Source organism: Streptomyces sp. NPDC048496, from assembly GCF_043200055.1.
GTDB lineage: Bacteria > Actinomycetota > Actinomycetes > Streptomycetales > Streptomycetaceae > Streptomyces.
On sequence record NZ_JBICXB010000053.1, the window covers coordinates 19512 to 37675 of the forward strand.

Here is an 18164-nt window from a genome sequence, read left to right on the forward strand (position 1 = left end):
GCTCAGACCACCCCCAAGTCGTTGTCGATCAGGTCGAAGATCTCGTCGGCGGTGGCGTCGTCTATACGCTGCCCGCGGCTGCCGGCGGTGCCGGGTTTCCTGCTCTCCAGGGAGGCGAGGAGGGACCGTAGCCGGGCGCTCACGGTGTCTACGTCGGACCCCGCGACGGAGGGAAGGAGCGTGGCGAGCCGGTCGAGGTCCGTGTACACGGCGGGAGCGGCCTGCTCCTGCCCGGCCGGCTCGGTGCGCTCCTCCAGGAGGGTCCGCAGATGGGCGGCGAGGGCGGGGACCGAGGGGTGGCCGAAAACGAGCGTGGACGGCAGGGTCAGCCCGGTGGCCTGGCTGAGCCGGTTGCGCAGCTGCACCGCGCCGAGCGAGTCCAGCCCCAACTCCTTGAAAGGCCGGTCCGGATCCACCGCCCCGGCGTCCTCAAGGCCGAGCACGGCGGCGACCTCGGCGCTCACGACACTCGCGACGAGTGCGTCACGTTCCTCCGGCGGCGTGGTCGCGAGACGGGTGAGCAGCGCACCGCCACGGGCCCTCGCCTGGCGGACCACAGCCGGCGCGAGGGCGCGCAGGACGGCGGGAAGCACGCCGTGGCGGCCCTGGGAGCGGAGGGCGGCCATGTCGAGCCGGGCGGGTAGAAGCAGTGAGTCACCGGTGTGGTGCGCGGCATCGAAGAGCCGGAGTCCTTCGTCGGTCGAGAGTGGGGCAAGTCCCGACCTGCCGAGCTGGGCCACTCCGTCGCCGGCGAGATGCCGGGTCATGGCGCTTGTCTCGTCCCAGAGCCCCCAGGCCAGGGAGACACCGGGCAGCCCGTGCGCACGCCGCCACTGGGCGAAGGCGTCGAGGAAGGTGTTGGCGGCGGCGTAATTCCCTTGCCCGGGGCCGCCGATGGTCCCGGCCACGGAGGAGAAGAGCACGAAGGAGCGGAGCGGGGCACCGACGGTGAGCTCGTGCAGATGCAGCGCGGCGTCGGCCTTGGGCCGCATGACGCGGTCGAGGCGTTCGGGGGTGAGTGTCTCGACGAGCCCGTCGTCGAGGACTCCGGCGGAGTGGATCACGGAGGTGAGCGGATGAGCCTGCGACACGGATTCGAGGAGCTCGGCCACGGCTGACCGCTCGGTGATGTCGCAGGCCGAGATCGTGACGTCGGCTCCGAGAGCGCCCAGTTCGGCGGCAAGCTCGGCCACGCCTTCGGCCGCGCGGCCACGACGGCTCGCGAGGAGCAGATGCCGGGCACCGCGTTCGGCGACGAGGTGCCGGGCCACCTGGGCGCCGATGCCGCTGGTTCCGCCGGTGATGAGGACGGTGCCGTCCGGGTCGAAGGGGAGCGGTTCACCCACGGCGCGGGCGCGGACGACACGCGGTACGAACGCGATGCCGTCGCGCACGGCGAGTTGAGGCTCACGCGTGGCGAGAAGCGCGGACGGCACCGGACCCTCCGCGCCGTCCAGGTCGATCAGCGTGAACCGTCCCGGGTGCTCGGACTGCGCGGAACGGACCAGGCCCCAGAGGGCAGCGAGGCCCGGCCGCACGGCGTTGGCGTCCGGGGTGACCGCGACGGCGTCCCGTGTGACGAGGACGAGCCGGGAGTCGGCGAGGCGCTCGTCGGCGAGCCATCCCTGGAGCAGGGCGAGGGTGCGGTGCGCCAGAGTACGGGCCTGTGCCGCGTCCGGCGCCGCGCGCGGGGCGGACTCGGCGGCGATCACGGTGTCCGGGACGGGGATGCCGGCGTCGAGGGCCGCGACGAGGGCGGCCAGGTCGGTGTAGGAGGGGACGTCCGCCCCATACGAGGAAACATCGGCACTCTCATCCAGCACCGCGCACGGTCCGACGGATCGCGTCTGTGCGGTCGGAGCCGGTATCGACTGCCACTCGAGGCGGAACAGCGAATCCGTCACCGGGCCCGCCGAGGCCAGCTTGGCCGGGGACACCGGGCGGGCCACCACCGAGTCGACCGAGATCGCGGGGGCGCCGGTCTCGTCGGTCGCGGACATCCGTACCGCCCCTTCGCCCTGCGAGGTGAGCGTCACCCGCAGACGCGTCACGCCCGGGCGGGTGATCCGTACTCCGGACCAGGTGAACGGGAGCCAGGCCTGCGCCGACTCGGCGTCCGTGCCAGTCAGTTCCGTGAGCTGGGCGTGGAATGCCGCGTCCAGCAGCGCCGGGTGCACGGCGAAGCCGTCCGCGTCCGGCGTGGCGTCCACCTCCGCCAGGAGCCTGCCTTCGTGACGCCAGGCGGCGTGCAGTCCCTGGAAAGCGGGGCCGTATCCGAAGCCCCGGTCCGCGAGGAGGTCGTAGAGGTTGTCGATGTCGACAACCGTGGCGCCGGGCGGAGGCCAGTCCGTCGGTCGAGCCGAAGGTTCACCGGGCGGCGCCGCCGCCAGGAAGCCGGCCGCGTGCCGGGTCCACGTTCTGTCACCGGCCGCGTCGGCGACACGTGAATGCACGGCGATCGACCGCCGACCCGCCCCGTCCGGAACCCCCACCGACGCCTGCAGATCCACCGCACCGTCGTCCGCGAGAGCCAGTGGTTCCTCCAGAGTCAGCTCGGTCACCACATCGCAGCCGACCTGCGCGCCCACCGACGCCGCGATGTCCACGAAGGCGGTGCCCGGCAGCAGCACGGTGTCGTAGACCGCGTGGCCGTCCAGCCAGCCGTGCGTGAGCCGGGAGACCCGCCCGGTGAACAGCCACCCCGCGCCGTCCGCGAGTTCGGTGGCCGCGGTGAGGAGCGGGTGCCCCGTCGTACGCAGGCCCGCGCCGGTGACGTCACCCGCAGTGGCCCGTGGCGTGGCCCAGTACCGCTTCGACTGGAAGGCGTATGTGGGGAGTTCGACCCGCCGCGCGGTACCCGCGTCGAACAGCGCTTCCCATGCCACCGGCACTCCGTGAACGTACGCATCGGCGAGCGCGGCGGTGAAGCGCACCAGTTCGCCGTCACGTCGGACCGAGCCGAAGACGGCGGCCGCGGTGCCCGTCGCCTCCACTGTCTGCTCCATCGCGACCGTGAGGATCGGATGCGGGCTCACCTCGATGAACGTCGTGCAGCCGTCTGCGAGGAGCTGCCGCACAACCTCCTCGAAGCGGACCGTCTGCCGCAGGTTCCGGTACCAGTAGCCGGCGTCGAGCCCCGCCGTGTCGAACTCGGTCGCGGTGACCGTGGAGTGAAAGCGGACCTCGCCGGAGCGGGGTGCGAGGGGAGCGAGGGCCTCGGCGAGCCGCTCCTTGGTGGATTCGACCTGGCGGGAGTGTGAGGCGTAGTCGACGTGGATGCGCCGGGCCCAGATGCCCTCGTCGGCGCAGAGGGTGAGCAGTGCGTCGAGGGCGTCGGGGGCGCCGGAGACGGTCATGGAGGAGGGCCCGTTCACGGCGGCCACGGATATGCGTCCGCCCCAGCGTTCGAGCAGGGGAAGAAGCCTCTCCGGGGACGCCGTCACCGACGCCATCCCGCCCTGACCGGCCATGGCGGCGGCGATCGCCTGGCTCCGCAGCGCCACGACGCGCGCGGCGTCGTCGAGGGACAGTCCGCCGGCGACGTACGCGGCGGCGATCTCGCCCTGCGAGTGCCCCACGACGACGTCGGGGCGCACCCCGTGCTGTCGCCAGAGCGCGGCGAGCGCGGCCATCACGGCGAACAGGGCGGGCTGCACGACGTCCACGCGGTCCAGCGGGGGCGCGCCGGGCGCGCCGCGCAGCACGTCGTCGAGCGACCAGTCGACATACGGCGCGAGCGCGTCGGCACAGGCGCGCAGCTCATCGGCGAACACCGGGTGCGTGGCGGCGAGTTCACGACTCATGCCGATCCACTGGGAGCCCTGTCCGGGGAAGACCCAGACGACCTTGCCGCCGGTACGGGCTCGAGCGAGGCTGGTGCCCTCGGTGGCCTCCCCTCGCGCGAGTGCTGCCACGGCGTCGAGGAGTTCGTCGCGCGTGGTACCGGTAACGGCGGCGCGGTGGTCGAAGTGGGCCCGGGTCAGCGCGAGCGCGGCCCCGACCTCGGCGGGCGGGGCGTCGGGCAGGGCGGCGAGACGGGTGTGCAGCCGGTGGGCCTGCTCCCGCAGGGCGGTCGGGGTCTTGGCGGACAGCACCCAGGGGCCGGCCGGAAGAACGCCCGCAGCGACTCCGGTCGGGGTGCGGTTGCCCGGCTCGGCTGTGGTCGTGGTGTGGTCGCCCGGTTCGGCTGCGGTCGTGGGAGGGCCGTCCGGCTCGGTCTCGCCCGTGAGGTGGTTGTCCGAAGTGACTACGTTCGTGAGGCGGTCGCCCGGTTCGGTCACGCCCGTGGGGTGGTCGCCCGAAGTGGTCCCCTTCGTCGGATCGTCGCCCGGTCCGGCGGAGTCTGTCCGGTCACCGTGCGACCGGCCGCCCCCCGCCGCATCGCTGCCCGACTCGCCCTCATCACTCGGGCGTCCAGCCACCGGGCCGTCGACGGGTGGCTCCTCCACGAGGACGTGCGCATTCGTCCCGCCGACCCCGAACGCCGACACACCGGCCCGCCGGATACGCGCGCCCCGCGGCCATGGCGACGACTCCGTCAGCAAGGACACGGCACCGCTCGTCCAGTCCGCCTTGGGTGTTGGCTTGTCGACATGCAAGGTCCGGGGCAGGACTTCATGGCGCAGAGCCTCGATCATCTTGATGATGCCGCCGACGCCCGCAGCCGCCTGGCTGTGGCCGATGTTGGACTTCAACGAGCCGAGCCGCAGCGGCTGCTCATCGGGACGGTCCTGGGCGAACACCGCGGTGAGCGAGTCGATCTCGATCGGGTCGCCGAGCTTTGTGCCTGTGCCATGGCCCTCCACCGCGTCGATGTCGCCGGGACGAAGGCCGGCCGCCGCCAGTGCCTGCATGACGACCCGTTGCTGCGCGGCGCCGTTCGGTGCAGTCAGCCCGTTGCTCGCGCCGTCCTGGTTTACGGCCGAGCCGGGTATGAGCGCGAGGACACGATGACCGCGCCGACGCGCCTCGCCGAGGCGTTCCAGTACGAGGACGCCGACGCCCTCGGCCCAGCCCGTACCGTCGGCCGCCTGGGCGTAAGACCTGCATCTGCCGTCCGGCGAAAGCGCCCGCTGCCTGCTGAACTCCGTGAACACCTTGGGCGTCGTCATCACGGCGGCGCCACCGGCGAGGGCGAGCGAACACGCGCCGGTGCGCAGTGCCTGGGCCGCCAGGTGCACGCTCACGAGGGACGACGAGCAGGCCGTGTCGACGGTGAGCGCGGGCCCTTCGAAGCCGAAGGCATAGGCTATCCGGCCGGACAGGACGCTGCCTGCCGAGCCGATGCCCCAGTAGCCCTCCAGTTCGTGTGGCCCCGAGCGCGCCACCTGTTCGTAGTCCTGGCCGCTGCTCCCGATGTAGACACCTGTCGGGGACTTCCGCAGCGTGCCGGGGTCGACTCCCGCGTCCTCCAGGGCTTCCCAGACGGTCTGCAGGAGCAGCCGCTGCTGCGGGTCCATCGCCAGGGCCTCGCGCCGCGCGATGCCGAAGAAGTCGGCGTCGAAATCGGCGACCGAGTCCAGGAAGCCACCGGTACGGGCGTAGCTCGTACCGGCACGATCCGGGTCGTCGGAGAAGAGTCCGTTCAGGTCCCAGCCACGGTCGGAGGGGAAGTCCGAGACGACGTCGTGTCCGGCGATCACGACGTCCCACAGGCCGGCGGGTGAGGCGATGCCGCCCGGGTAGCGGCACGCCATTCCGACGACAGCGACGGGTTCGTGGTCGGCAGCCGACTCCGGGATGTCCCGCGGGGACTCGGTGGCCGTCGGGGCGAGCCCCAGCAAGGACAGCAGATGACGTGCCACGGCCGCCGGCGTCGGATGGTCGAACAGCAGCGTGAGCGGCAGTTCGAGCCCGGCAGCCGTACCGATGCTGCTCGTCAGTTCCACGGCGGCCAGGGAGTTGTAGCCGATGTCGCGATAAGCGAGGTCCGGGTCGACGTCCCTGGGCTCCGAGCCGAGGAGCTCTGCGGTCTTCTCCCGCACCAGATCCAGCAGGACCGGGTACCGAGCTTCCTTCGGCAGCGCGGCCAGCCGCACCGTCAAGGGGATGTCCCGCTCGTTCACCGAGCCGGCCGAGTCCATCACGTCAGCCATGCAACCCTCCACGTCGTCGCCCTGCGCCCCCGCGCCCGGCCCACCGCTCCCCGAGAGGGGAGCGTCCACAGAGTCCCGCCGTCAGGACCAGGCGGCTTCCGGTGGATCTCCGAGGCGTCGCGACGCCCGGCACGTCGAGAGCACGCACCGAACGCCGCTCCTTCTCCGACGGAGATCCGTCAGAGCCCCCTAAATGCTGTTCCGTGATCCCTGACGGGTGCACGACGACAGCTACGGCACCTCGGCGCTTTGCCGGAACGTCCGAATACATCCCGTGTGCGGACGCCTCTCCGCCTTGCGATGCACCGCATCCGACGCCGCGCGCTGTTCCGCCAGGGATGACGGGACACCCCTTAGAGCCTGTCGGGTGACCTTCGATCGGAAAGCGGACGCGGTCTGGTGCGTGCGATTCCAAGGCGCTGGAAGGTCCTCGTAGCGGAGCTACTAGGGCATTTCGGCAACGCGGGAAGCGTGCGTGCCAGGGCGTGGCCGCCCGATCAGAGGTCACCCGACAGGCTCTTAGCCGGTGGCCCTGCCCGTGTGCAGCCACGACCGGAGGTGCGCGGCGAGTTGTTCCGGCTGGTCCTCGGGGATGAGGGTGTAGCTGTCTGCGATCTCCACGAGCTCGCTCTTGGGCAGGAGTTCGGCGAGCTTCCGCCCGTGCGCGAGCGGCATGACCTTGTCCTCGGCGGCCCACACCACGAGCGAGGGCCGGTCGAAGTCCCGCAATGCGTCGGCCCAGGCGAGAAGTTCCTCCTTGGGAGGTACGCCGAGCACGTACTTCCGCAAATCCCGGCGAATCTCCGCGGAGGTCCACAGGGACTCGAACCAGGCGTCCATCACCTCGTGCGGGACGGGCCGCTTGCTCATCCATCCCCAGGTCATGGGCAGTCGCCGCATCGGTTTCCACTTCAGGAGCTTGAAGGCGACGTTGATACCGCCCGGCATCTTCGCGGAGGTGTACAGATTCGAACCCGGCAGGCCCGGCGGGAAGTTGTCGAACGCCTCACAGGATGTGATGGCGAGGCGGCCCACCCGCTCGTCCCGGCCCAGGGCGACGAGTGCCTGCGCCCCGCCCCAGTCGCTCATCACCAGGGTCACGTCCCGCAGGTCCAGCTCGTCGAGGAACTCCGCGACGAGCCGGGCCACGCCGGGGATCGACAGATCGGCGTCGGCCTTCATCGGCGTACGGTGCCCGCCGAGCGGCAAGGTCGGGACCACACAGCGGAATTCCGCGCGCAGAGGGGCCACCACGTTCCGCCACAGGGAGCCGTCCATCGCTACGCCGTGCAGCAGGACCACCACGGGCCCGTCGCCGCCGGTGTCCTGGTACTCCACAGTGCCGGCCGCGAGGTGTACCTCAGCCATGTCGAAATCTCCTTGTTCCTGATCGGATGCGGGGGAGGGGAACGGCCGACAACGGCTATGCCACCATGCGGGGCCAACCCGCCAGGGCCGGCCACGCTGGGCCAACCGGTGGCGCACAGGCTCCCGGCCGGGTGATCCGGAGCAAGTAAAACATCTGAACTCCGGTTTCGACAGCCGCAATTCTGGCCAAGAACGATCATCACCCTAAAGGGCAATGGTGTCCTGTCGGCCGTGTGGGTACCGTTGCCACTCCCGTCCCGTGCCGGCACCACTCGCCATGCTCCCGAGAGCGGTTCGCACCCGAGCCCCTCGCATTCGCCTGCGCCTTGTTGGACGGCGTGGCTGCATCGCAGTCCACAGAAATTCCAGGCGATCATCTTCCTGTACCGGAAAGGCATTCCGTGATCACTGCTGAAGAGGTATGTGACCGTATCGCCAAGAAGCTCGGCAGCAAGGCGGGCTCCTATACCCTCGACGCCGACACGGTCTTTGACTCGGTGGGTCTTTCGAGCCTGCAGATAGCCGATATCGTCTACACCATCGAGGACGACCTCGGCATCGAATTCGACGAAAGCAAGGCCGCGAGCGTCAAGACGGTGGCGGACCTTGTGAAACTCGCCGGGGAGAGCAACCCGGGCAGTGCAGCCGCGTGACGGCCATCGACTACCGGGGCGCATCGGCAGAATCCATTCGCCACCACTATGACGTTTCGAACGACTTCTTTGCCCTGTGGCTGGACAGCGGCCTCACTTACACCTGTGCGCTCTGGGACGAGAGCGATGCGGGCGACACCCTGGAGGCGGCCCAGAAGCGCAAGCTGGACTATCTGATCGAGGGCGCCAAGGCGCCCGGCGCGGGCCGGGTCCTCGATGTCGGCTGTGGCTGGGGCAGCCTGCTCGACCGCCTGGTGAGCACCCATGGCGTGCAGCGGGCCGTCGGCCTCACGCTCAGCGACAGCCAGGCCGAACGGCTGCGGCAGACCGCCCTGCCACGCACCGAGGTACGGGTGGAGAACTGGCTCGACCATGAGCCGGAAGAGCGCTACGACGCCATCATCTCCATCGGCGCGTTCGAGCACTTCGCGCGCACCGGCCTGTCACGCGCCGAACGCGTCGACGCGTACCGGGAGTTCTTCGAGCGGTGCCGTGCCTGGCTTCCGAAGGGCGGCCGGCTCGCGCTGCAGACCAACATCAAGGGCAATAACGTTCAGATGGACAAGCAGACGGTCCGTGACCTGATGTTCATCATCGACATCATTTTCCCGGAGTCTGAGATTCCGGCCCTTTCCGAGGTCATCGAGTCGAGCGAGAAGTGCTTCGACATCGTGAATCTGCGGAATGATCCGGACCATTACAGTCGCACCAGTCAGGAATGGCTGAACCGTCTCCGGGTCAACCGCGATCAGGCCGTGAAGGTCGCGGGCGAGGAGAATGTTGCCAACTATGAACGTTACTTGGGCGCGACGGTCGGCCACTTCGCGAACCGCCACCTGGGCCTGTCCAGGATGATCCTCGAAGCCGTGTGACGAGAGGTCCGAGAAATCCTTGTGTCGGACCCCTCCGCCGGTGGCCCTGTTGAGGAGCACTCATTGAACGCGTACAAGCATGTCGTCTACTGGCACGACACCGAACCGGTCACCGTCGGAGCCCCTTTGCGGGAAGCCGTCGACTGCGATGTCTGCATTGTCGGGGGCGGATTCACCGGACTCTGGACCGCTTACTTCCTTAAAGAGGCCGAACCCGCGCTCGACATCCGTATCGTCGAGGCGAACCACTCCGGTTACGGGGCGTCAGGCCGCGCCGATGGATTCGTCACCCCCACCATCGGCAAGGACATCCAGGCTCTGGTCAAGGAATTCGGTCTGCAGCGGGCCCTCGAGGCCTCGCAGGCCGTGGGCCGGTCGATACTGGAAATCGGCAGGTTCGCCCGCAAGAACCGCGTCGACGCGGAGTACGAGGCCAATGACTACCTGATGGTCGCTACCGACCCTGCCCAGCTCAAGCGCCTTGAACACGACCGCGACCTGGCCGTGCGGATGGGCGCGGCACAAGCCGAGATCCTGCCGCGCGAGGTGTCCAGGGCGATCATCGGCTCCCCCGCGGTCCTGGGCAGTATGCGCACCGGCGGCGCCCTGGTGAACCCCTTCAAGCTCGCTCGCGGCATCGCCCGTGTCGTGCGTGAGAAGGGCGTCACCATCTATGACAAGTCTCCCTGCCTGCACGTCGAACCGGGCGTGCGGCCCACCGTCGTCACCGCTGGTGGCCGCGTGAAGGCGAACAAGGTCGTGCTCGCCACGAACGTCCACATGGACGCCTTCCCCCCCTTCCGCAGGAAGGTCGTGCCGATCTGGACGTACGCGATGGTGAGCGAGCCCCTCACCGACGCGCAGCTCGCCCGCGTGGAGTGGGCCGGACGTGAGGGTCTGGTCGAGGCCAAATCCCTTCTCACCTGTGCCCGTTTTACGCACGACAACCGTGTCATGTTCGCCGGCGGACCCGCTCCGTACTACTACGGCCGGGACAAGCGGCAGCGGAACATGAACCGTCCCGAGGTCTACCGTGAGATCCGTCGGGAATTCCTGCGGTTCTTCCCCATGTGGGCGGACGTCGAGTTCACGTACGCGTACGGCGGAACCGCCGATGTCGTCCGTGACTACGCTCCTCACTTCGGTTCCCTCAACGGCGGCAACATCCTTTACGGATACGGCTATTGCGGCAACGGCATCGCCGCGACCCACACCGGCGGCAAGGTCTTGCGCGACCTCACCCTCGGCAAGGACACCGACTATTCCCGGCTGCTCTTCGTGGACGACGAGCGACGCAAGCCACCCGCCGACTTCCCGCCCGAGCCCGCCCTTTACGTCGGCGCCCGTGCGGTGGCACGCCTGATGAACTGGAAGGAGTCCCGCGTATGAGCGCCCGTCGCACGGTCCTGCTCACCGGAGCCTCCGGCGTCGTGGGCCGCAGCATCCTGCGGGAGCGGACGCCGGCCGGGCTGCGGATCATCTCCGCATCCCACAGCGCTCCGATCCCCGAGGCCGAAGAGCCGCCGGTCGCCCTGGACATGACGGCGGAACGCTTCGGGCTCGACGCGGACAGCCATGCCGCGCTCGCGGCCGAGGTCGACGTCGTCATCCACTCGGCGGGCCTGACCGAGTGGGGCCTGGCCGCCGAGCGCTATGAGCCGATCAACGTCGAGGGCACCCGTCGGGTCGTTGAGTTCGCCGAACAAGCGGGTGCCACCGTCCACTTCATGAGCACGGCCTTTGTGGCCGCCCTCGCTCAGGGCGCGCCCGTGCCCCTCGGCGAGGAGAACGTCTGCAGGAATTACATCCGTTCCAAGCACCGGGCGGAGCAGCTGCTGCGGGACAGCGGCCTGCCACACACCATATTCCGGCCCACCAACCTCATCGGCGACTCCATGACGGGCTGGACCTCACAGGGCCAGATCGTTCAGCTGATGTCCGACTGGATCGGCCGGGGCCGGGCGCCGTTCATCCCCGCCCACCCGGGCATCCGCATGGACTTCGTCCCGCAGGACCTGCTGTCCAAGGCGGTGCTGCGCGCCATCGAACTCGGCGATGAACAGGGCGAGGTCTGGGTGACCTATGGCGAGGAGGCGATGAACATCGAGACCTGTCTCCAGCTCCTGGTCAAGCACGCGGCCGGGCGCGGCCGCTCGCTGAACCTGCCACCGGTGGTGAACGCCGACGAGCTCGAACCCGACGCCATCGCGAAGACACCCCCGATGACCCGCTCATACCTCTCGGTCCTCCGGGACGTCAGCGAGGTCACCCGGTGCAGCGGCGGTGTCCTGCCCACCTCCATGCCCGAGCTGCGCGAACGCTATGGAATCCCGCGCGTCGACGACACGGCCGCGTATCTGGCCAGCCTGGAGTACGCCGCCGAGTACCTCGGCTGAACAGCCGACACCGTCTTCGTACGAGAAGTGGCGCACCCGCCACCAACGGAAGGACACTGGCGTGAACGACGCCTGGAACGCCCCGGACCTGGGCGGAAAGGTGGCCGTGGTCACCGGGGCCAGCCGAGGCGTGGGCCGCGGCATCGCACTCGCCCTCGGCGAGGCGGGCGCGACCGTGTACGTCACCGGCCGCAGCACCCGCACCGGTGGGCGCACGGAGGACCTGCCCGGCACGGTCGACGACACCGCGGATGAGGTGACGCAGCGCGGCGGCACGGCCATTGCCCTGCGCCTCGACCACTCAGTGGCGGCGGACAACGAGGCCCTCGCCGAGCGGATCAAGGCCGACCACGGCCGCCTGGACCTTCTGGTCAACAACGCCTGGGGAGGGTACGAGCGGTCCGCCGAGGTCCGCTTCGACGCACCCTTCTGGGACCAGCCGATGTGGCGCTACGACCTGTTCGAGGCGTCGCTGCACGGGCAGTACGACGTGACGCGCAGGCTGGCCCCGCTGATGATCTCGCAGCAGAGCGGCCTGGTGGTCGGCATCAGCTTCTCCGACGGGGACATCTACCTCGGCCAGGTCGGCTATGACGTCTTCAAGTCGGCCTCCGACCGCATGTGCCGCGGCTTCGCCTCCGACCTGCGCAAGCGCGGCGTCGCGGCGGTCTCCCTGCACCCGGGCTTCGTGAGGACGGAGCGCGTGGAGGCGGCCTGGGACGCGATGGGCAGCGGCCCGGCGTCGGTGGTGCACTCCCCGGAGTACGTGGGCCGGGCGATCGCCGAGCTGCTCGCCGACCCGAACGTCTTGGAGCGCACGGGCAAGGTGCTGAGCACCGGCGACCTGGCGGTCGAGTACGGCTTCGACGACGTGGACGGGCGCCGTCCGCCGGCGTTCCGCCTCGAAGGCCGGATGAGCCTGGCCACGCGGATGCATCGCCTGAACAAAGTGGTCGGCGCAAGAGACGGCGGACACCAGTAGGCCGCAATGCTGTGTTTCCGCTCGGGGGACACCCCCCCGGGCCCGGCCGAGAGAGCAGGTCGGACGGCTGGCCGGAGCGACCACGCGAGGTGAGTCTCAGTGAATCCGGGGCACCGGAAATGGGCCGACACGGCCTTGCGGCAGCCGCAGCGGGGAGACCCGCACCAGGGGGTGCGGGCCGTCCTCCGTGGCGTTCTGGCCGCGTACGGCGATGGCAGCCTGGTATCCGTCGGGCGCGGGCACATCGGCGATGGACCAGCCCCCAGGCCCTGGCGGGGCCTCATCGGGCGCCAACTCCTCGGTGAGGCCCACATGATGGCGGTCCACCCCGCCGGGAAGCCCGGTCCCGATGCCCTTGGGATACGCCTTTTTGCGAACCCAGCAGCCGAGCACGGCCCGGTGACGCAGGGCGGGGGACAGGGCGGCCACGGCACGCCGCTCCTCGATGTGCAGGCGACGGGCCGCGCTGTCGAGACCGCCCCGCATCAGCTCGGCCGACTCGATGCCCGCCCCACGGGCGAGTCCGCGACCGCGTACAGAGCTGCGTCCCCGGCATGCGACAGCGAGAAGCAGGGCTGGGGGTGGCCGGCGATCGCCGGCCACCCGTGCGGCTCGTCGCAGTCCGGCATCCACAGGGCTCTCGGAAGATCTCCACGTCCTGCGGTGCCATCCCCAGATATCCACCGAGCAGCACTCGGAGGCCCACGTGGGAGGCGACATAGCGCTCGCGCGCCGTCGGATCCTGGAACTCGTCGGCCCGTGCGGATTCCTCGGCGCCGAGAATCCACGCGCTGCCGACTGCCGCCGCCGCATGATCAGGGATCCAGAAGGTCCATACGTCGACCTTCTGGGGACCGGTCGGACGAACTGTCACGTGTGCTCGGGACTCTTCCGACTCGGACGGAGCTCGTCCGCCCACTGCACCGACAGGAGCGTGGCTTCCACCCTGTTCCGCAGCCTCAACTTACGCGTGATGCTCGTCAAATGGGCCTTCACCGTTCGCTCGGCGATACCCAGCCGACGGGCGAGGGCCCTGTTCCCCTCGGCGATCGACAGCACGCTGAGCACTTCACGCTCACGCGGTGTCAGCCCTTGCAGGTCTGAGCGGTTCACCTGCGCTAAGCCCAGGCTTCCTCCGAACTCCGTTTCCGAGCCGGCGTTCTCCAAAGTTGGATAGTTCTCCCCGTGCATGCGCTCTCCAGTTCCTTCACGTAGTCGTCCACCAGAGGAGGAATCAGTTGGGAGCCCTGAAAGCGCGCGAACTGGCCATCCCCCCATGATGTCCGGAACTCGTCGGACTATACAGTCGTGTTGAGGGGCTGTCAGCAGGCGTTCTCAGTGAACTCGCCCTCAAACCCGGATCGACCGGTTGATGTCCGGCAGCAGGATGTGGCAGGAAACGACTAAGTGCCGAGGGGGGTTCTCGCCACCCTGCCAGGTTTCCTGTGTGACTCTGTCTCAAAAGCCGCTTGCCGAAATGGACCGCGTGGCACTTCCCGATGGCCGGCCCAAGCCTCTCCCCTCCGGGTGACGGCAAAACGTCGATACAAATGGATTCCCAGCTTCCGCATATTGTGCCGACCCGCATTCTGCATCGACGGAATGATGAACTGTCGGCAGCTTCCGAGCTGTCCGACGTCGCAGACTCACCGAGGTGACAGTAAGTTGTCCAATTCATCTGCACAGATCGTTCTGGACGCCGGGGCCGGCTCCCGGATCGCCGCCGTCGCGGGCGTCCGGCCCGGACGGATTGTGGGAAATGCGGAACTAGGGGATCCACTCGGCGTGTCCGCCGAGTGGATCGAGCGGCGCGTCGGCATCCGCGAGCGGCGCTTCGCGGGCCCGAAGGACTCCCTGACTGCCATGGGTGCCACCGTCGCCGCGAAGGCCCTCTCCGCGGCGGGACTCGCCCCGGACGATGTCGACCTCCTCGTCCTCGCCACCTGCTCCATGCCCTCACCCATGCCGAACGGCGCGGCGTCCGTCGCCGCCCTGCTCGGCATCCCCACGGTCGCGGCCTTCGACGTCAACGCCGCCTGTGCGGGCTTCTGCTATGGACTCGGGATTGCTGACGGTCTGGTCCGCTCGGGCACGAGTCGCTGCGCACTGGTCGTCGGCGCCGAGAGAATGACCGACTGGGTGGACCCCCTGGACGTCGACACCGCCACGGTCTTCGCGGACGGCGCGGGTGCCGCGGTCGTCGTCCCCGCCGGGCACACCGGAATCCACCCGGTGGTGTGGGGAGGCGACGGCGAGAAGGCATCTTTGATCGCCATCCCGGACCGGCACGGCAGCGTGACGATGAGCGGCCAGGCCGTCTACCGCTGGGTCACCACCGAGCTTGTCCAGGTAGCCCAAGCGGCATGTGCGCGCGCAGGGCTGGCCCCGGAAGACCTCAAGGGCCTCGTTACTCACCAGGCCAACCTGCGGATGATAGACCGCCTCGCGACGAGCCTCGGTGCGACGAACGCCGCAGTCGCCCGCGACATCGTGGAGACCGGCAACACCTCGGCGGCCTCCGTCCCGCTCGCCCTGAGCCGCCTCATCGACCTCGGCCAGATCCAGACCGGCGACCCGGTCCTCCTGATGGGCTTCGGTGCCGGGCTCAGCTATGCGGCGCAGGTGGTGTCCTGCCCCTGAGCTCGACCGGAGAGTGGCCACGGGGGCAGCCTTCCAGCAGGCGTACGCGTCGGTGCCCACCGCCTCCACGGATGGCATGCGCTCCTTGGTGGTGCCGTGCTGAGGGGTCAAGGTCGGGTCCCGGCCCGCTCGCAGGCGTGCCGGATCGCGCTCACCGTCGTCGGAGCCGGCCCGGTAGCAGCCGCGATACCCCTGTCCGCCCATGGTCGGTGTTTGGCGAGGATACGGCTGGACCGGCCACGGCCCGGCGATCGGCCGGCGAAAGCGGCAGCCCATGCTTGACATTGGTGTCAACGGAGAGCTGAAGGGCCTCTTTGTCGTCACCTTCGAAGAACTTGACGGAGACGGTCTCGTCACCCCGGAGCTTCGCAGCCCGCAGCTGGTGCATTCCGTCTCCCGGCAATGACCCGCGCCGTGTTCCGTTGTGCGGGAATCGGCGGAAGACCCTGCGCCGTAGCCAATAGCTGTACGTATCCGGGATTCTCCCCGGAAAGTCGAGGTGAATCACCATGCGGAATTGAGGATATCGGCACCGAAACCGGGACCGTCTGGTCCGGCGTGATCGGACCCTCCGTATGCGTCCCGCGCGGGAAAAACTTCGTCCCCGAAAGCAGTACACCTTCCCCCTCCGCATTATTGCCGGAGGGGCTCACGGTGAGCAACACCCGTCAAGGCTCCAGCGTGGGTAGTGTGTACTACTTGATCGTGTAGTGGCCGAGAGGCGAACGAATTCCCTAGCCTCATTCCATAGATTGCAACCTTCTTGCGGCGATAAAGCCGCCACTTCAAAGAAGAGGACACGACCCATGGCGACGATCAGACGTTCTCCGGTCGCAGGATTCTCGCCGCGGCGCAGGTCGCTGCTGCTCGGCGGTGCTTCGACCGCGGCGCTGGCCACCCTGGGGCACAGCGGAACGGCCGCCGCCAGCGAGCCCACCCGCTCGGCTGCGGAGTCGGCCGCCGACTTCGACCTCGACAGCGGCAACTTCATCCGGGACCTGATCGCCCAGTTCCGTCCGGACATGGACGTCATCGCCCCCATGGACGTGACCGTGCTCCACCGGTTCATCCATCTGTCGACGACCGCGTGGTTCGACGCGACGGCGCCCTACCACCCGACTGCGGTGGGCGTGCACTCCCGTCTCGGCCGTCGCCCCTCCAGCGAGGCGTCCAGCAACAGGAACAAGAACATCGCCGCCCTGCACGCCAATTACCAAGTGATAAAGGGCTCGGAGCCGGGGCGGGAGTCGAAATTCCGGGAGCTGATGATCGCGGTCGGCCTGAACCCCGACGACGAGTCGGAGGACCGGACCAGTCCGGTCGGCATCGGCAACCTGGCCGGCAAGGCCGTCGTCGCGGCCGCCAAGCGGGACGGTATGAACCAGCTTGGCGACGTGGGCCGCAAGTTCAACGGCCAGCCCTTCGAGGACTACACGGGCTACCGGCCGGTGAACACTGCCTTCGACCTGGTCAACCCCTCGCGCTGGCAGCCGAAGCTGGGGCCCCACAGCCGCCGCCTCGGCGGAGGGGCGGGTGACAAGGGCATCTTCACCGTCCAGCAGTTCGTCACCCCGCAGATGAGGCTGGCCAAGGCCCACACCTTCCGGGACCCGAGCCGGTTCAAGCTCGCCCCGCCCCGGCACACCGACCACACCCAACCCAGTGCCTACAAGCGTTCGGTGGACGGGATCCTGGAGGTGTCGGCCGCCCTCACCGACGAGCAGAAGGTGGCAGCGGAGTTCTTCGACAACAAGATTCTGGGCCTCGGCAGGTCGGTGGGCGCCGCGGCTCTGGCCCACGGCGAGCTGGACTTGGACAGCTGGATCCATCTGCTCTTCGGGAACACGGTGTCGTTGTACGACTCGCTGATCGCCGTCTGGCACCAGAAGACCGTGTACGACGCCGTGCGGCCGTTCAGCGCGGTCCGGCACGTGTACGGCCGCAGCAAGGTGACCGCCTGGGGCGGACCCGGCAAGGGAACGGTCAACGACATCCCCGCCAACGAGTGGGCCAGCTACCTGAACGTGGGGGACCACTCCGATTACCCGTCCGGCTCCACGACGCTCTGCGCCGCCCAGGCGCAGGCGGCGCGGCGCTTCTTCGACGATGACGTCCTGGACCTGAGCTACACCGCTCCCGCCGGCTCGACGCTGGTGGAGCCGGGCATCACCCCCGCCCGCGAAGTCAAGTTGCACTATGCCACCTGGACCGACTTCGTTCGGGACTGTGGCGCCAGCCGGGTGTGGGGCGGGGTGCACTTCGAGAAGACGGTCGAGAGGTCCATCGAGTTCGGCGCGCAGTTCGGCGACCTGGCCTACGAGTTCGTGCAGCGGCACGTCAAGGGCGACGTCGATCGCTGATAAAGATGTCAAGTGGCGGGCGTGACAGGCGGTGTGGGGTTGCAGCACCGTCCGTCACGCTCCAGGTGCCCACAGGACGTTGACCCGTCGGCGGGACTGGTCGCAGTGGCGGGCGCTGATCAGTGCGGACTCGGTTTCTCCCAACGCCACTCCTTGTGGTGTGTTTCCGATGACCTCGCACGTGGAGTGCGTGGCGATTCTGGAGCCTGCCAAGAAGGGCGCCTGACCTGCGGGTTTGCGCCGCGAGATCCTCCGCCCGCGCTCCGCGGCTCAGCCGTGGAGCGCGGCGTTGGACGCATTGCCAAGACCACTGCCTGGGTTCCGGAGCGCACGCGGTGTATGTGACGTGCCCTTGCCGCCGGCGCGGCCAAGGCTCTGCGGCTGCACAGGGTCCCTCTGCGCTCGCGCTGGTCACCATGTCACGGGAGGGCTCCAAGCCCCCGCAGACGCCGGTGGTCTTCACCGCCATCACCCAGGGCCGCGCCGGACGCCTTCCCGACGACGGCAACTGGCGCCGGCAGACATGGTGGCCCACTGTCGCAGATGACCACTGCTTCGAGACCGATGGCGAGCAGCGACTCGACCCGCACGATCCGCCGCACTCCGGGCACAAGCGTCCCTCCGCCTTGTCTTTGAAGGACAGGGTGACTCTGGTGCGCAATTCTCGGCGGCTGCTTGACCGGTAGGTGATGATCGTTCCTGTGGTCGTTACGTGTCGTCCGGCCGTGGAGGGTGGGTTGTGATGTCGTTGCGGCCGATGGGGCTGCCGCCGGTCCCGGAGCAGACGGTGCGGGTCGC

13 protein-coding genes are annotated in these 18164 nt (G+C 69.0%); 9 read left to right on the forward strand and 4 right to left on the reverse strand.

Annotated elements, in window-relative coordinates; genetic code table 11:
* Positions 1 to 2: 2 nt before the first annotated feature.
* Positions 3 to 6086 carry an SDR family NAD(P)-dependent oxidoreductase gene (locus ACGFSA_RS30190; RefSeq protein ID WP_393309233.1) on the reverse strand — a complete coding sequence of 2028 codons (6084 nt, stop codon included), beginning with the start codon at positions 6084 to 6086 and terminating at the stop codon, positions 3 to 5.
* A 528-nt stretch (positions 6087 to 6614) separates the two neighbouring features.
* Entirely contained in the window at positions 6615 to 7463 is an 849-nt protein-coding gene (locus tag ACGFSA_RS30195; RefSeq protein WP_393309220.1) for an alpha/beta fold hydrolase, read from the reverse strand.
* Positions 7464 to 7801: 338 nt separating this feature from the next.
* On the opposite strand from ACGFSA_RS30195, the gene ACGFSA_RS30200 reads away from it, so the two are divergent.
* From ACGFSA_RS30200 to ACGFSA_RS30220, 5 genes are all read left to right on the forward strand, one after another.
* On the forward strand, positions 7802 to 8116 hold the full coding sequence (locus ACGFSA_RS30200) for an acyl carrier protein (RefSeq protein ID WP_393309221.1): 315 nt from the start codon (positions 7802 to 7804) through the stop codon (positions 8114 to 8116).
* A complete protein-coding gene (locus ACGFSA_RS30205) occupies positions 8113 to 8988 on the forward strand; it encodes a class I SAM-dependent methyltransferase (protein ID WP_393309222.1) in 876 nt (291 codons plus the stop codon). The genes ACGFSA_RS30200 and ACGFSA_RS30205 overlap by 4 nt, the downstream gene beginning before the upstream one ends.
* Before the next feature lie 63 nt (positions 8989 to 9051).
* The gene (locus tag ACGFSA_RS30210; RefSeq protein ID WP_393309223.1) at positions 9052 to 10377 is read left to right on the forward strand and encodes an NAD(P)/FAD-dependent oxidoreductase; all 1326 of its coding nucleotides are present in this window, start codon (positions 9052 to 9054) and stop codon (positions 10375 to 10377) included.
* Positions 10374 to 11384, forward strand: a complete 1011-nt coding sequence (locus tag ACGFSA_RS30215) for an SDR family oxidoreductase (RefSeq protein ID WP_393309224.1) — start codon at positions 10374 to 10376, stop codon at positions 11382 to 11384. The genes ACGFSA_RS30210 and ACGFSA_RS30215 overlap by 4 nt, the downstream gene beginning before the upstream one ends.
* Positions 11385 to 11445: 61 nt before the next feature.
* Positions 11446 to 12366, forward strand: a complete 921-nt coding sequence (locus ACGFSA_RS30220; protein WP_393309225.1) for an SDR family NAD(P)-dependent oxidoreductase — start codon at positions 11446 to 11448, stop codon at positions 12364 to 12366.
* 96 nt (positions 12367 to 12462) lie between these two features.
* Here ACGFSA_RS30220 and ACGFSA_RS30225 read toward each other — a convergent pair whose 3' ends face one another.
* Positions 12463 to 12969, reverse strand: coding sequence for a hypothetical protein (locus ACGFSA_RS30225; protein ID WP_393309226.1), 507 nt, complete (start codon positions 12967 to 12969; stop codon positions 12463 to 12465).
* A 267-nt stretch (positions 12970 to 13236) separates the two neighbouring features.
* The gene (locus ACGFSA_RS30230) at positions 13237 to 13557 is read right to left on the reverse strand and encodes a response regulator transcription factor (protein WP_393309227.1); all 321 of its coding nucleotides are present in this window, start codon (positions 13555 to 13557) and stop codon (positions 13237 to 13239) included.
* Positions 13558 to 14031: 474 nt separating this feature from the next.
* Here ACGFSA_RS30230 and ACGFSA_RS30235 point away from each other — a divergent pair, with 474 nt between their 5' ends.
* The 4 genes from ACGFSA_RS30235 (at position 14032) to ACGFSA_RS30250 (ending at position 18052) form a co-directional block, all read left to right on the forward strand.
* On the forward strand, positions 14032 to 15006 hold the full coding sequence (locus tag ACGFSA_RS30235) for a beta-ketoacyl-ACP synthase 3 (protein WP_393309228.1): 975 nt from the start codon (positions 14032 to 14034) through the stop codon (positions 15004 to 15006).
* 274 nt (positions 15007 to 15280) lie between these two features.
* Positions 15281 to 15412, forward strand: a complete 132-nt coding sequence (locus ACGFSA_RS30240; protein WP_393309229.1) for a hypothetical protein — start codon at positions 15281 to 15283, stop codon at positions 15410 to 15412.
* 400 nt (positions 15413 to 15812) lie between these two features.
* Entirely contained in the window at positions 15813 to 17366 is a 1554-nt protein-coding gene (locus ACGFSA_RS30245) for a DUF6851 domain-containing protein (RefSeq protein WP_393309230.1), read from the forward strand.
* A gap of 416 nt (positions 17367 to 17782) precedes the next feature.
* Positions 17783 to 18052 carry a hypothetical protein gene (locus ACGFSA_RS30250; RefSeq protein WP_393309231.1) on the forward strand — a complete coding sequence of 90 codons (270 nt, stop codon included), beginning with the start codon at positions 17783 to 17785 and terminating at the stop codon, positions 18050 to 18052.
* Positions 18053 to 18164 lie beyond the last annotated feature (112 nt).